At 63.2% G+C, this 14,148-nt stretch carries 13 protein-coding genes; 11 read left to right on the plus strand and 2 right to left on the minus strand.

The genetic code is table 11. The features are described from left to right. The 8 genes from BLU35_RS29285 to BLU35_RS29320 form a co-directional block, all read left to right on the plus strand. On the plus strand, positions 1-454 hold a 454-nt coding region (locus BLU35_RS29285; protein WP_143033017.1), incomplete at its 5' end, for a transposase. A 399-nt stretch (positions 455-853) separates the two neighbouring features. Further along, a complete protein-coding gene (locus tag BLU35_RS29290; RefSeq protein ID WP_093235654.1) occupies positions 854-1,879 on the plus strand; it encodes an ABC transporter substrate-binding protein in 1,026 nt (341 codons plus the stop codon). A 165-nt stretch (positions 1,880-2,044) separates the two neighbouring features. Further along, positions 2,045-3,550 (plus strand): sugar ABC transporter ATP-binding protein, encoded by a 1,506-nt coding sequence (locus BLU35_RS29295; protein ID WP_093235656.1) that lies wholly within the window; start codon positions 2,045-2,047, stop codon positions 3,548-3,550. After that, positions 3,550-4,542, plus strand: coding sequence for an ABC transporter permease (locus BLU35_RS29300; protein ID WP_093235657.1), 993 nt, complete (start codon positions 3,550-3,552; stop codon positions 4,540-4,542). The genes BLU35_RS29295 and BLU35_RS29300 overlap by 1 nt, the downstream gene beginning before the upstream one ends. Continuing rightward, positions 4,539-5,495, plus strand: a complete 957-nt coding sequence (locus tag BLU35_RS29305) for an ABC transporter permease (protein WP_093235659.1) — start codon at positions 4,539-4,541, stop codon at positions 5,493-5,495. The genes BLU35_RS29300 and BLU35_RS29305 overlap by 4 nt, the downstream gene beginning before the upstream one ends. Then, on the plus strand, positions 5,492-6,511 hold the full coding sequence (locus BLU35_RS29310) for a LacI family DNA-binding transcriptional regulator (protein WP_093235660.1): 1,020 nt from the start codon (positions 5,492-5,494) through the stop codon (positions 6,509-6,511). Before BLU35_RS29305 ends, BLU35_RS29310 begins: the two co-directional genes overlap by 4 nt. Before the next feature lie 81 nt (positions 6,512-6,592). After that, positions 6,593-7,837: a Gfo/Idh/MocA family protein gene (locus tag BLU35_RS29315; protein WP_093235661.1), complete on the plus strand. Its 1,245-nt coding sequence runs from the start codon at positions 6,593-6,595 to the stop codon at positions 7,835-7,837. 268 nt (positions 7,838-8,105) lie between these two features. After that, positions 8,106-8,942, plus strand: a complete 837-nt coding sequence (locus BLU35_RS29320) for a universal stress protein (protein ID WP_093235663.1) — start codon at positions 8,106-8,108, stop codon at positions 8,940-8,942. Between the two features lie 50 nt (positions 8,943-8,992). On the opposite strand, the gene BLU35_RS29325 is transcribed toward BLU35_RS29320, so the two are convergent. Both BLU35_RS29325 and BLU35_RS29330 read right to left on the minus strand, forming a co-directional pair. After that, positions 8,993-9,442 (minus strand): pyridoxamine 5'-phosphate oxidase family protein, encoded by a 450-nt coding sequence (locus BLU35_RS29325; protein WP_093235664.1) that lies wholly within the window; start codon positions 9,440-9,442, stop codon positions 8,993-8,995. Positions 9,443-9,686: 244 nt separating this feature from the next. Further along, positions 9,687-10,169: an Lrp/AsnC family transcriptional regulator gene (locus tag BLU35_RS29330; protein ID WP_093235665.1), complete on the minus strand. Its 483-nt coding sequence runs from the start codon at positions 10,167-10,169 to the stop codon at positions 9,687-9,689. A 161-nt stretch (positions 10,170-10,330) separates the two neighbouring features. Here BLU35_RS29330 and BLU35_RS29335 point away from each other — a divergent pair, with 161 nt between their 5' ends. Genes BLU35_RS29335 through BLU35_RS29345 form a run of 3 tightly spaced genes read left to right on the plus strand, consistent with a single transcriptional unit; the run spans position 10,331 to position 13,995 of the window. Next, positions 10,331-11,536 carry a diaminopropionate ammonia-lyase gene (locus tag BLU35_RS29335; RefSeq protein ID WP_093235666.1) on the plus strand — a complete coding sequence of 402 codons (1,206 nt, stop codon included), beginning with the start codon at positions 10,331-10,333 and terminating at the stop codon, positions 11,534-11,536. Between the two features lie 3 nt (positions 11,537-11,539). Further along, positions 11,540-12,715: a M20 aminoacylase family protein gene (locus BLU35_RS29340; protein WP_093235667.1), complete on the plus strand. Its 1,176-nt coding sequence runs from the start codon at positions 11,540-11,542 to the stop codon at positions 12,713-12,715. Between the two features lie 29 nt (positions 12,716-12,744). Beyond that, positions 12,745-13,995 carry a Zn-dependent hydrolase gene (locus BLU35_RS29345; RefSeq protein WP_093235668.1) on the plus strand — a complete coding sequence of 417 codons (1,251 nt, stop codon included), beginning with the start codon at positions 12,745-12,747 and terminating at the stop codon, positions 13,993-13,995. Positions 13,996-14,148: the final 153 nt, after the last annotated feature.

Here is a 14,148-nt window from a genome sequence, read left to right on the forward strand (position 1 = left end):
GGTTGTGGCCGCCTACCAAGCGATGCGCGGCGTTGCATTCATGACAGCGGTCACCTTTGTCGTCGAAATCGGCGACGTCAGGCGCTTTGATAATCCCCGTCAGTTGATGGCGTATCTCGGTCTCGTGCCGTCGGAGAGCTCAACGGGCGAACGGGTCAAACGCGGCGGGATCACCAAGGCGGGCAACGCAAGGGCGCGTCGGGTCCTCATAGAAGGCGCCTGGACATATCGCTTCCCCACGCGTGTGAGCCCGACGATCCAGGCGCGGCTCGAGAGCCTTCCAAGGGCCGTTCGTGAGATAGCCTGGAAAGGCCAGGTGAGGCTTTGCGCTCGCTATCGCAAGCTGATGGCGGCCGGCAAGCAGAAAGTGGTCGCGGTCACCGCCATTGCCCGAGAAATGGCAGCGTTCCTGTGGGCGATCGGGCAGGAGGTCGCTCCTACAGCAAAGCCCTGAGCCGATAGCTTGAAGAGCAACGCTTAACCGAAAAATTGTAGTCATCTGCTGTTGGATAAAGATGGAGACAGGGCTCCGGTGGGGAACCCTCGCGGACCCTATGTGGCGGATAATTCCAAGCCCGAAATTAGACAGAGGCAGCCCCAGACGAACACACGGAAATGCGGTACCCAATCCGCGCATAAGAGTATGCCAGCCGTCGTCAAAATGCCCTGTCCCCTCCTTTGTTCAACAGCTCCACGCATGTGCTTTCGTCGCCAAGACCGGAAAGGAAACAGTCATGACTAAAGACCTTGCAAACGAACATAAGAGAATCCTCTCTAAGAATCCCTGAAAACTCCCATTGAAATCGATTACATTTTCTGGCTTGATAGGTTTCGCAAGATTTGGGAGGATCTTATGAAGAAATTTATCGCTGCGGCGCTTGGCGCTGTCGCAACCATTGCCACTTCCGCTTCTTTCGCCAATGCCGAGACCTTCAAGATCGGCCTGTCCAACGGCTGGGTCGGCAGCGAATGGCGCACGCAGATGATCGACGAGGCCAAGGAGGCCGCGGCGAAGTGGAAGGAAAAAGGCGTCGACGTCGAAGTCTCGGTCCAGAGTGCCAATGTCGACGTGCCCGGGCAGATTGCGCATGTGCGCAACTTCATCGCCGAGGGCGTGAACGCCATCATCATCAACCCCAACAGCCCGACCGCCTTCGATCCGATCTTCGCCCAGGCGAAGGAAGCCGGCATCCTGGTGATCGCGACGGATGCCGAGGTTTCCTCGCCGGATGCGACCTATGTCGGCATCGACCAGACGGCCTGGGGTGCGGCGGGCGCCAAGTGGCTGGCCGACACGCTTGGCGGCAAGGGCAAGGTGGTTGCCATCAACGGCGTCGCCGGCCATCCGGCCAATGAGATGCGCGTCGCCGGCTACAAGGGTGTCTTCAAGGACTATCCGGATATCCAGGTGGTGAACGAAGTCAACGCCAACTGGGATCAGGCGCAAGGCCAGCAGGCGATGCAGAACATCCTTGCGACCTATCCTGACATCAACGGCGTCGTCGTGCAGGACGGCATGGCGGCCGGCGCCTGGAAATCGATCATGGATGCGGGCAAGACCAGCCAGATCGCCGCGACCGGCGAAATCCGCAAGGACTTCATCGACCTCTGGGTGAAGGACAAGCTGAACTCCGGCGCGACCGTCAACCCGCCCGGCGTCATGGCGAGCGCGCTCAACGTCGCGGTGCTGATGCTGCAGGGCAAGGAACTGAAGGAGCCGGCAACGGCGGGGCAGTACAAGAACGCCATCTATCTGCCGATCCCGTTCATCGACTCGAAGAACCTTGCGGACGCGGCCAAGCAGCTCGACGGCAAGCCGGGTTATTACTCCTACACCAACGCGCTTTCGATCGACGACGCGACGGCGTTGTTCAAGTAAGCTCTGGTTTCGCCGGGCAGCTCGCATCTGAGTTGCCCGGCGGCCAATGCCGTCGACGGCTCCCAAGGGCAGGGTCGTAGCGGGCATGAAATCAGCTGCAGCGGAGTCCGCCAAGGCGCGGCTTGAGGTGGTGCAGCAAGCAACCAAAATGGTGGACGACAGCCGATGTCGAAACTGAGACTGAACGGCGTGAGCAAGGCTTACGGCGCAACGCTGGCGCTACGCCGCGGCGATCTCGAAGTCGCCGCCGGCGAGGTGCATGTGCTGATGGGCTCCAACGGCTCCGGCAAGAGCACGCTCTGCAAGGTCATCGCCGGCAGCGTGCGCCCCGACGGCGGCCAGATCCTGATCAATGACAAGCCCGTGACGATTTCCGGGCCGCAAGCCGCGCGCGTTGCCGGCATCGGCATCTTCTATCAGGAACTCAGCCTGGCCAGCCATCGTTCGGTCGAAGAGAACATCTGCCTCTCCGCCCTGCCGGTGAAGGCCGGCTTCTTCATCGACCGGCGGGCGCTGAAGGCGCGGGCGGCGCGTTACATCGCGCTGTTCGCCGAGGTCGCCGGCGAAGGCTTCCACGCGGAGGCGCTCGTTGGCAATCTTAGGGCCGACCAGCGGCAACTGGTCGAAATCATGAAGGCGCTCGCCAGTGAAGCACCGATCCTGATCTTCGACGAGCCGACCTCGGCGCTCGATCGCGCCCAGGTCGATCGCTTCTTCGAAATCCTGCGTGGCCTCAAGGCGCAAGGGCGCGGCGTCATCTTCATCTCGCACCGAATGGACGAAATCACCGCGATCGGCGATCGCGTGACGATCATCCGCGACGGGGAGACCATCGAGACGCTCAAGCTCTCCGATACCGATCCAGCAACGGTGATCCGGCTGATGGTCGGCGGTGCCAGCGACATGCCGGCGGCCCGGTCCTCGGCGCCAGCGGTGGTGGAAACCCGGGCGAAGGCGGCGATCTCGGTCCGAAATCTATCCGGCAAGGGCTTTCGCGATGTCAGTTTTGAGGTGGCACGGGGAGAGATCCTCGGCCTTGGTGGCCTGCACGGCCAGGGGCAGTCGGCGCTGCTGAGAGCGATCTTTGGCGCAAGCGCCTTGACGTCAGGTGAGGTGACGATCGGCGGCGAACGCTATGACGCCAAGAGCCCGCGCGATGCGATCCGGCGCGGCTGCGCCTATGTCTCCGGCGACCGCGGCCGTGACGGGGTCATCAGCGGCCGCCCAATCATCGAGAATGTCACGCCGATCCACTATCTCCGCGACCGGCTGATGATTGCGCGGCCCTCAAGCCTGAAAAACAAGGCGATGCCGGCGCTCGAGGCGATGCACACGAAATTCGCGAGCCTGTTCCATCCGATCAATTCGCTTTCCGGCGGCAACCAGCAGAAGGTGATCATCGCCCGTTGGCTGATCGACCGGCCCGACGTGCTGCTGCTCGACGATCCGACCAAGGGCATCGACCTCTCGGCGAAGGCCGATCTCTTCGCGCTGATCCGGCAGCTTGCCGCCGAAGGGCTGGGCATCCTGCTCTATTCGTCCGAGGACGCCGAGTTGCTTGGCAATGCCAACCGGATCCTCGTCTTCAACGGCGGCTCGGTGACACGCGAACTGACCGGTGACGATCGCACCCGCTATAATCTCTACCAGGCTGCATACGAGGCCGCGTGATGACATCGACAACGACCGACATGCGAACTTCCGGGGCGGGCGGCCTCCGTTCCTGGCTGGAGCGCTACCCCTTCCTGCCGGCGCTTGTGATCGTCGTTGCACTGCTGGCGCTAAACGGTGTCTTTTCGCCGAACAGCCTGAGCTTCCGCTCGCTGACTGGACTTCTCAGCACCTATATGGCGCTGATCATGCTGGCGATCGCCCAAACCTATGTGGTGTCCGCCGGAGACATCGACCTCTCGGCCGGCGCGACGCTGTCGCTGGTCAACGTGGCGATCGTCGTTTTGATGGAGCGCTGGGGCGGCGGTGCCGGTGCGGTGCTGCTCGCGCTTGCGCTCGGGCTGCTGATCGGCCTTGCCTGCGGCCTGGTCAACGGCCTCGTCGTCGCAGCCCTTCGCCTGCAGGCGATCGTCGCCACCTTCGCCACCAGCATCTTCTTCACCGGCCTGGCGCTCTACGTCATGCCGGTCGCCGGTACGCCGGCGCCGGCGCTCTTCTGGCGCACCTATGGCGGACGCCTGCTCGGCCTGCCGTTCGTCTTCTACGTGCTCGCGGCTCTCGCCGTGCTGCTCTATCTCCTGTCGCGCACCCGTATCGTGACCGAACTGCTGGCCGTCGGCGATGACCAGCAGGCCGCCTATCAGACGGGGCTGCCGGTCGTGGCTGTCCGCATTAGGGGCTACCTGCTCAGCGGCCTCTTCTCGGCGCTCGCGGCCTTCTGCCTGACCGGCGATACGGCCAGCGGCGATCCGCTCGTCGGCGGCAAGATGACGCTCTACAGCGTCGCGGCGATCGTGCTCGGCGGCAGTGCGCTCGCCGGCGGCTGGACGACGGTGGTTGGTTCGCTGCTCGGCGCTCTTACGATCGGCCTCGTCAACTCGCTGGTCTTCTTCATGGGCACGCCTTCGGAATGGCAAAACTTCGTCCAGGGCCTTGCCATTCTCCTGGTGTTGATGGCCGGCGTGCTTGCCGGCCGGAGGGCACGTGCATGACTGCGGTTACCACCTTCTTCAAACAACCATTGGTCGTTGCGCTGATCCTCATCGTCGCGCTGCTTTATCTCGGTCAAAGCCTTTCGCCCGGCTTTGCCTCGGCCGACCAGATCCTTCGCCTCCTGATCGTCGCCTCGCTGCTCGGCATTGTTGCCGCCGGCCAGAACGTCGTCATTCTCGGTGGCCGCGAGGGCATCGATCTTTCGGTCGGCGGCGTCGTCTCCTTGTCGGCGATCATCGCCGGCAACGTCATGAACGGCGCCGATGGCGGTATCCTGCCGGCGATGCTGGCCTGCCTGGCGGCCGGCGCGTTCTTCGGCTTCTTGAACGGTCTCGGGGTGACGCTTTTGCGCATACCGCCGCTGGTCATGACGCTTGGCATGCTCGGCGTGCTGCAGGGCCTGCTCGTCGTCATCCGCCAGGGTATCCCTTCGGGTCGGGCCGCGCCGGGGCTTTCGGCCTTCGTCACGCAACCCTTCGCGCTCGGCATTCCCGGTATCATCTGGCTCTGGATCGCGATCGGCCTGTTGATGGCCTTCATGTTGAACCGCACCGTCTTCGGCCACCGCATCTATGCGATCGGCTCGAACGAACATGCGGCCTATATGGCCGGCGTCCCGGTCCGCCTCATGCGCGTCGGTCTGTTCATGATTTCGGGCATGTTTGCCGCGATCGCCGGGCTCTGCCTGCTCGGCTATTCCGGCTCGTCCTTCGCTAATGTCGGCGAGCAATACATGCTCTCCTCGATCATCGCGGTCGTCTTTGGCGGCACCTCGCTCGCCGGCGGCAAGGGCGGTTACACCGGCACCATGGCGGGCGCCCTGCTGCTCGTCATCCTCCAGGGCATCCTGACGACGGTCAATATCGACGAATCCGGCCGCCAGATGGTGTTTGGCGCGACGCTGCTGCTCCTGATGTTGTTCTACGGCCGTGGGCGGGCGATGCGGGCATGAGCGAGCGGCCGAAAATCAAGGACATTGCGGAGAGGGCCGGAGTCTCGGTCGCGACCGTTTCCCGCGCGCTCAGCGGCTCCAGCCTGGTGACCGACGAGACGCGCAAGCGCATCCACGAGCTTGCGCGCGAGTTGAACTACCGGCCGAACGTCAGCGCAAGAAACCTGAGGACACGCCGGTCGATGTCGGTGCTGCTCGTCGTGCGCGATGTTGGCAACCCCTTCTATCTCGAGATCCTCAAGGGCGTGGAGGCGACGGCCCGGGCGGCCGGCTACGCCGTTCTCATGGGCAATACCGAGAACGATCCGGATCGCGAGGTCGAATACTTCAACATGCTGCGCGATGGCCATGCCGACGGCATGATCCTGATGACCGGCAAGCTGCCGGAGCCGCAGCCGGGCGAAAGCGCCGCGGTTTCTCACCTTCCCATCGTCGTAGCGCTCGAAATGATCGAAACTGCAGGCTTTCCGCATGTGCAGATCGACAATTCTGCCGCGGCGCGTTCGGCGGTTGAACATTTGATCGCACTCGGGCATCGCCGCATCGCCCATATCGCCGGCCCATTGCCGGAGGTGATGGCGATGCACCGGCGTGACGGTTACCGTGCCGCGATGGCAGCCGCCGGTCTGCCGATCCCTGAGGGTTACGAAGTGCGCGGCGACTACCTGCTCGAAAGCGGAGAGGCTTGTGCCACCGCGCTCTTCGATCTGGCGGAGCCGCCGAGCGCGATCTTTGTCGCCAACGACGAGATGGCCTATGGCGCGATCCATGCGCTTAGGCGGCTCGGCCTCGATGTTCCGGGCGATGTTTCGGTCGTCGGCTTTGACGATCTCTATCTGAGCAAGGCCTTCTATCCGCCGCTGACGACCGTCAGCCAGCCGCGCGCCGATATCGGTCGCACGGCGATGTCGCTGCTTCTCGATATCCTGTCCGGCGACGATGTTGCCGCTGCACCGGCCGTCGTGCTGCCGACCGCCCTCAACATTCGCGGCAGCACCGCGCCGCCGAAGAAATGACCAGAGCGGGATGAGGAAACGTGAGGGCGGTATTCCGCCAGCATCCGGCTTGTACAAAAACCGATAGACCGGGAGAACAGAATGACACAGCTACCGAAGCAGACGCTGCGCGTGGGTTTCGTCGGATCGGGCTTCATCGCCCATTTTCATCTGAAATCGATGATCGGTGTGCGCAATGTCGAGGTCACCGGCGTCTTCAGCCGCAAGCCCGAAAACCGGGAGAAATTTGCCAAGGAGGTCGCCGCACTTGGTCTTGGCACCTGCCGCACCCAGGGGAGCCTGGAGGCGCTGTTGACGGCCGATGATGTTGACGCGATCTGGATACTCTCGCCCAATTACACCCGCCTCGACGTCATGCGTACGCTGCACAAGGCGGTCAAGGATGGCCGAAGCACGGTGTTTGCCGTCGCCTGCGAGAAGCCGCTGGCCCGCACCGTTGCCGAGGCGCGCGAGATGCTATCGCTTGCCGAGGACGCCGGCCTCAACCACGGCTATCTTGAAAACCAGGTGTTCTGCACGCCGGTGCTGCGCGGCAAGGAGATCATCTGGCGGCGCGCCGCCTCGACCACCGGTCGCCCCTATCTGGCGCGCGCCGCGGAGGAACACTCCGGCCCGCACGAGCCCTGGTTCTGGCAGGGCGACAAGCAGGGCGGCGGCGTGCTCTCCGACATGATGTGCCACAGCGTCGAGGTGGCGCGCTACTTGCTCACGGCGCCCGGCGCACCGCGCAACTCACTGAAAATCAAGGCCGTCAACGGCACCGTCGCCAACCTCAAATGGACGCGACCCAATTATGCCGAACAATTGCGCAAGCGCTTCGGCAACGAAGTGGACTACTGCAACCGGCCGTCGGAAGATTTTGCCCGCGCCACGGTGACGCTCGAAGACCAGCACGGTAACGAACTGATGATCGAGGCGACCACCTCCTGGGCCTATGTCGGCGCCGGGCTGCGCATCCAGCTTGAACTGCTCGGGCCGGAATATGCGCTCGAATACAATTCGCTGAGCACGGGCCTGAAGATCTTCATGTCGCGCGAGGTGAAGGGCTCCGAAGGCGAGGATCTTGTCGAGAAGCAGAACGCCGAGCAGGGTCTGATGCCGGTGCTTGAGGACGAAGCCGGTGTCTATGGCTATACCGATGAGAACCGCCACATGGTCGAGTGCTTCCGCAAGGGCGAAAAGCCGCTCGAAACCTTCGAGGACGGGCTCGCCGTCGTCGAGATGCTGATGGGCCTCTACCGCTCGGCGGAAATCAACGCGACGCTCAAGTTCCCGGCACCGGAGCTCGAGCATTACGTGCCGGTCGTCGCGCGCCGGAGTTCCTGACGACCGCCTTTCCTCCCCGAACTCCATCACCAAACGTAGAGGTGTCGAGACGACGGGGCCACGTTCTGGGTCGTGCAGGTCATCGGCGGCGCTATGCGCCCATCCACCTGTTCTCGCCGCCGCGAAAGACTGCGGCTGCGTGAGGGCAAAACTCTTTCGGAATTATACGCCCATGTCCGCGATCTTTGTTGACGGGGATCAATGCCGCCGCACGGGCTTCTACCTACGCTGATCCAGACCCTAAATCTGGTCGCCAGGAGAAAACCCGATGACATACAAGACCATTCTCGCCGTCGTTGGTGTCGATCATTCCGTGGAGCATCTGCGTTCGGCAGCACAGGTCTGTGCTTCCGCAAACGCCCACCTCTCCCTGTTGATCGTCAAGCTCGCCGCCTCACCGCCGATCGGCGATTATGCCGCCGCCATCTCCATTGATTGGCTGAACGAGCGGCAGCGTGACGTCGACAAACTCGAATCCCGTGCGGAAAGAGCTGTTGATGTTCTCACGAAGGAAGGCATCTCGTTCGGCGTCGAGACGAAATATACCGAGGTCGCCTGGGCCCATGACGAGATCGGCGAGCGTGCGCGTTACGCCGACCTGACGCTGGTCGGCGATGGCCTGATGCTGGACCCGGAACTGCGCGCCCGCACCATCGACGGGACGTTGTTCAGCTCCGCGCGCCCAGTCCTCATCATGCCCAGGGGAAAGACCGTGCGGCTTGATCCGAAGACCGTGGTACTCGCCTGGAACTCCAGGCTGGAAGCCGCGCGCGCGGTGCGTGAAGCGCTCGATCTGCTGATCGGAGCCGAGACCGTCTACGTCACGATGGTCGACCCCCGTTCCGCCTATGGCAAGAACGGTGAGGAACCGGGCGCCGATATCGCCGGTTATCTCGCCCGGCACGGCGTTTCTGTCTCCGTCGAGAGACTACCGAGCGGAGGGCATCGGGTCGACGACGTGATCAATCGGTTCGCGTCGGATGTTGCGGCCGACCTGATCGTCATGGGTGCCTATGGGCACTCCAGAATGCGTGAACGCGTCTTTGGCGGCGTTACCCGTTCGATGCTCGAAAACGCCGTGGTCCCCGTGCTCATGGCGCATTGACCGGCAGAGCCCGGAACGGCGCGCAGCATTTGCCTGCGCGCCGACAATCGTTAGCTGGCAGAGGCGGCACGTCCGGTCACATCGTCGATCTCGATTTCGAAAAAGAGATGCGGCGATGCGCCTGCAACCGGCTGTTCACCGGGCTTCAGGCCGCCCGGTTCCCACCAGTTGATGCGCTGTTCGAGAAGCGACCAGGCATTCATGCGCTCGCGATGCCATTGCTTGGTGTCCGGCAGTTCCTGGTAGCGGCCGTGGATGACGACGCTTCGCCAATTCTGCCGGTCCGTTGCCTTGTCGACCTGTACGCACACACGCGGATTGGCGCGCATCCAGTCTATCTTCTGCCCGGGCATCGAAAAGCTGTAGAGCCGGTTGGCGGCCAAAGCATATTGGATGGGAACGATATAGGGCTGGCCATCTCGGGTACAGCCCAGGCGGGCGATATGGTTCTCAGCGACAAGGTCGAGACATTCCTGTCGCGTCATTTCTCTGATCAACATGAGGCTCTCCTCTTCTAAAAAGATCGTCCGACCGTCAGTCTCCGCCGTCCAGGTATCCTGGCATTGATCTCGCTCAAGTCTCGTCGATTTCGGACGCGCCTGCCTCGTCGCTCGAAACCGTCGACGCCTTTCTGACATCGATCGGCGCCGGCCAGCCGCTTGATGCGGAAGCGGAGAAAAAGGCGCTCGCGGGCTGGAAGTAGTGGAACAACGCCATTTAAACGGCGCCGTTCGTGGCATCACTCTAGATCGGCACCGACAGGCCGACTTTGACCGGATCCATCGTCACGAAGGTCCGGAATCGCTTGATATTCGCATTGCCAAAGAACATCCGCCGCGTGAACGCTTCGTACTCGGCCATGGTCGGCACGATGACGACGAGCATGAAATCGACATCGCCGGTCACGTAGTAGCATTGCTGCACCTCGGGCGCGGCGGTGAATGCCGCCTTCGCCGCGTCGAGGAGCGCGATCTGCTCGCTTTCGACCTCGACCTCCACCAGGATCGTCAGCGCCTGGTTGACGCTAACCGGATCGATCAGCGCGACATTGGCGCGGATGACGCCGGTTTCCTCCATGCGCTTGATCCGCCGCTGGACGGCCGGAGCGGACAGGTTGACCGCTTCGCCGATCTGGCGCTGCGGCGTCGTGTTGTCCTTCTGCAGAATGGCGAGGATCGCGAGGTCGAAACGATCCAGTTCGACCTTTGGTTTTTTCGAAGGGGCCATCTGGTGCCTGTCGGTTCCTGTGTCTGGAGCAGGCCGAAAGCGGAATACGGCGCTCGTTGACGACCTGATCAGCTTTACAAACTTGCATTGGTGCCGACCATTTAGAGCGCATTTCTCGTCCGTGATGAAATAGATTTTCGCAGGTCTACGGAGATTGCATCATGTTCCTTGCCAATACCCATGCCGATTTCGGTCACCATCTGCTGTCCGAGGATGCGGATATGCTGTCGCTCGCAGCCGCCGCTGACGTCGAGGCGCAACTGGCTCGGCGCGCCGATCATCGGCCGACGCCACTTCATGCCTTGCCCGCCTTGGCCAGCGAGCTTGGCGTTGCCGGTGTCTTCGTCAAGGACGAAGGCCATCGCCTGGGGCTCGGAAGCTTCAAGGCGCTTGGCGGCTCCTATGCTGTGATCCGTCTGGTGATCGAAGAGGCGGAACGGCGTCTCGGGCGCAGCCTCGATCTCAATGACCTCGATCAGCCCGAGGTCCGGGCGATTGCCGGGGCGATGACCTTCGGCTGCGCCACCGATGGCAATCATGGCCGGTCCGTCGCCATGGGCGCCCGGCTCGTCGGTGCGAGATCGGTAATTTTCGTGCATGCGGGCGTCAGCGAGAAACGCATCGAGGCGATCGCTCACTATGGCGCCGAGATCGTTCGTGTGGCCGGCACCTATGACGATTCTGTCCACGAGGCCACGCGGGTGTGCGGCGAGAATGGCTGGACCGTGGTTTCCGACACATCCTGGCCCGGCTACGAGTACATTCCCGGCCTGGTGATGCAGGGCTACACGGCGCTGCTTGGCGAGGCGTTGCGGCAGATGAAAGCGCCGCCGACCCATGTCTTCGTGCAGGCAGGCGTCGGCGGCATTGCCGCCGCCACCGCGGGACATCTGGCCTTGCGCTATGGAGCGGAGCGTCCGTATTTCGTCGTCGTCGATCCCGGGCGGGCCGCCTGCCTTTACGAAAGCGCCAAGGCCGGGCAACCCGTCAAGGTGCCACATGGCGAGCCGACCATCATGGCGATGCTCGAATGCTACGAGCCGTCGCTCGTTGCCTGGCGTATCCTGTCCCGCGTGGCCGATGCCTTCATGACCGTCGATGAAGAGGACGCCGTTTCGGTCATGAACCGGCTCGCGCGCCCGAAGGGGGCTGACCAGGCGATCGTGTCAGGCGAAAGCGGTGGCGTCGGGCTGGCCGGGCTTCTGGCGGTTGCCCGTGATCCGGCGCTCCGGGAAGCGCTCGGATTGACCGCACAGTCGCGCGTCTTCGTTATCAATACCGAGGGGGCCACGGATCCCGAGCGTTATGTCGCCTTGGTGGGTCTGTCGCCTGAGACCGTCGCGAACACACCGAACGAAAGAGGGTGACCCATGGTGGGAATGGACATTGATCGGCTTGTCGAGGATATGACCGCCTGGCGCCGTGACCTGCACGCGCATCCGGAATTCGGTTTCGAGGAGCAGCGCACCGCATCCTTCGTCGCGGCGAAGCTTCGGGAATTCGGGCTCGACGAAGTGGTGGAAGGCGTCGGCGGCACCGGTGTCGTCGGCCGGCTAAAACGCGGCAGTGGCAATCGCGCCATCGCCCTTCGCGCCGACATGGACGCGCTGCGGATACTGGAGCAGGGAGAGCAGTCCTATCGCTCGACCCGGCCCGGCATCATGCATGCCTGCGGCCATGACGGTCACACGGCCATGCTGCTTGGCGCTGCGAAACTGCTGGCCGAAGACGGCGGCTTCGACGGAACGGTGTGCTTCATCTTTCAGCCGGCCGAGGAGTGGGGCAAGGGCGCGCTTGCGATGCTCGACGACGGCCTGATGGAACGTTTTCCCTTCGACGAGATCTACGGCCTGCACAACATGCCGGGGCTGCCGGTCGGCCGCTTCGAGACCCGTGTCGGTGCGATCATGTCGGCCGAGGACAATTTCGAAATCGTGCTGAAGGGTGTTGGCGGGCATGCGGCGCGGCCGCATTGGGGCAATGAGACGCTTGTCGCGGCTTGCGCTACCGTCGTCAATCTGCAGACGATCGTCTCGCGGCGCCTTTCGCCGACCGATATCGGCGTCGTCTCGGTGACTGAACTCTTGACCGACGGCACGCGCAATGCCTTGCCCGGCCTCGCCCGGATCCTCGGCGACGCCCGCAGTTTCCGTCCGGAGGTCAGCGCCAAAATCGAGGCGGAGATGCGCGTGATCGCCAAGGGCACGGCGGATGCCTACGGCTGCGAGGTCGAGGTCAGCTACACACGCGAGTTCGTGCCGCTCATCAATGACCCGGCGTTGACCGGCCACGCCTTTGCTGCGGCGGAAGCGGTGTTCGGGCCTGAGAATGTCGCGACGGCCGCTGAACCGATGACCGGTTCGGAAGATTTCGCGCGCTTCCTCGACCATGTGCCGGGCTGCTTCGTCTTCATCGGCAATGGCGAGGCATCGGCGCCGCTGCACAATCCGCGTTACGACTTCAACGATGACGGCCTGATCTTCGGCGCCCGCTACCACGCCGAAATCATCCGGCAGAGACTGGCGCCGACTGAGCCCCGGCCATGACCCGAAATCCGCATGAAAGCAGGACGGAGATGCCATTGCATACCATCGACGCCGCGCGCCTGACCGGGCGAATCCGTGAGCTTGGCGAAATCGGTCGCGATGCCCAAAGGCAATTGACCCGACTGGCCGGTTCGGACAACGACAAGGCTGGCCGCGATCGCTTCGTCGCCTGGCTAGAGGCTGCCGGGCTCGACGTCGCTGTCGACCGCATTGGCAACATCTTCGGCATCTGGCGCGGCGAGAGCAACGCTGACGTGGAGCCCATCATGCTCGGCTCGCATATCGATACGGTCATCGATGCCGGCATCTATGACGGCTGCTACGGCGTGCTTGCCGCGCTCGAAGTGATCGAGACGTTAAGAGAGCGCGGCGTGGCGCCGGCCCGACCGATCGTCGTTGCCGCCTTCACCAACGAGGAGGGCGTGCGCTACGCACCGGACATGCTGGGCTCGCTGGTCCATGTCGGCGGTCTTTCGGTCGAGGCGGCGCTCTCCACCGTCGGTACCGATGGCACGGTGCTGGGCGAGGAGCTCGAACGGATCGGTTATGCCGGCGACGCCGAGCCGGGCTTCCTCAAGCCTCATGCCTATGTCGAGCTGCATATCGAGCAGGGGCCGGTGCTGGAGCGGGAAGGTTTCGCAATCGGTGCCGTTGAGAACCTGCAGGGCATCTCCTGGCAGCGTATCACCATCGACGGTGTCGCCAATCACGCCGGCACGACGCCGATGGCGATGCGCTGTGACGCCGGGCTTGCGGCCGCCCGCATCGGCCTTTTCCTGCGCGATCATATAACCCGCTCGAACGCTCCGAGCGTCGCGACCATTGGCACCATGCGGTTTGAGCCGGATGCGATCAACGTCATCCCGTCGCGCGCAACCTTCACCGTCGACTTGCGCGACCCGGATGAGGATCGGCTACAGGGGCTCGAAGCGGCGCTTGCGGATTTCCTCCTGCGTGTCGCCACTGAAGAGGGTGTCGAGATATCGGTCGAGCGCCTTGCGCGTTTCCAGCCGGTCGCCTTCGATCTGGGCATTGTCGCCACGATCGAGGCTTCGGCGAAGGCGCGAGGCCTCAAGAGCCGGCGCATGACTTCGGGCGCCGGCCACGATGCGCAGATGATCGCACGCATCGCGTCGACGGCGATGATCTTCGTGCCGAGCCGCGATGGCATCAGCCACAATCCGCGCGAACACACGGAGGCGGATGATCTGGTTGCCGGGGCGAATGTGCTGCTCGATGTCGTCGAGCGGATTGCTTGCAGCGGCTGGAAAGGCAGTTAGGAACACGCGCGGCGAGAAAGACGATGCTCTGTATCCGTAACTCCGCCACCACACTCCGGCAGGTCGTGATCGGGATAGACATTTCTCGAATGTAAAGCTCTGACGCCGGCTGAGCTGGTTCTCGCGGGTCAGAACCCGTTCCTACACGCACAT

The organism is Sinorhizobium sp. NFACC03 (genome assembly GCF_900103435.1).
Taxonomy (GTDB): Bacteria; Pseudomonadota; Alphaproteobacteria; order Rhizobiales; family Rhizobiaceae; genus Ensifer.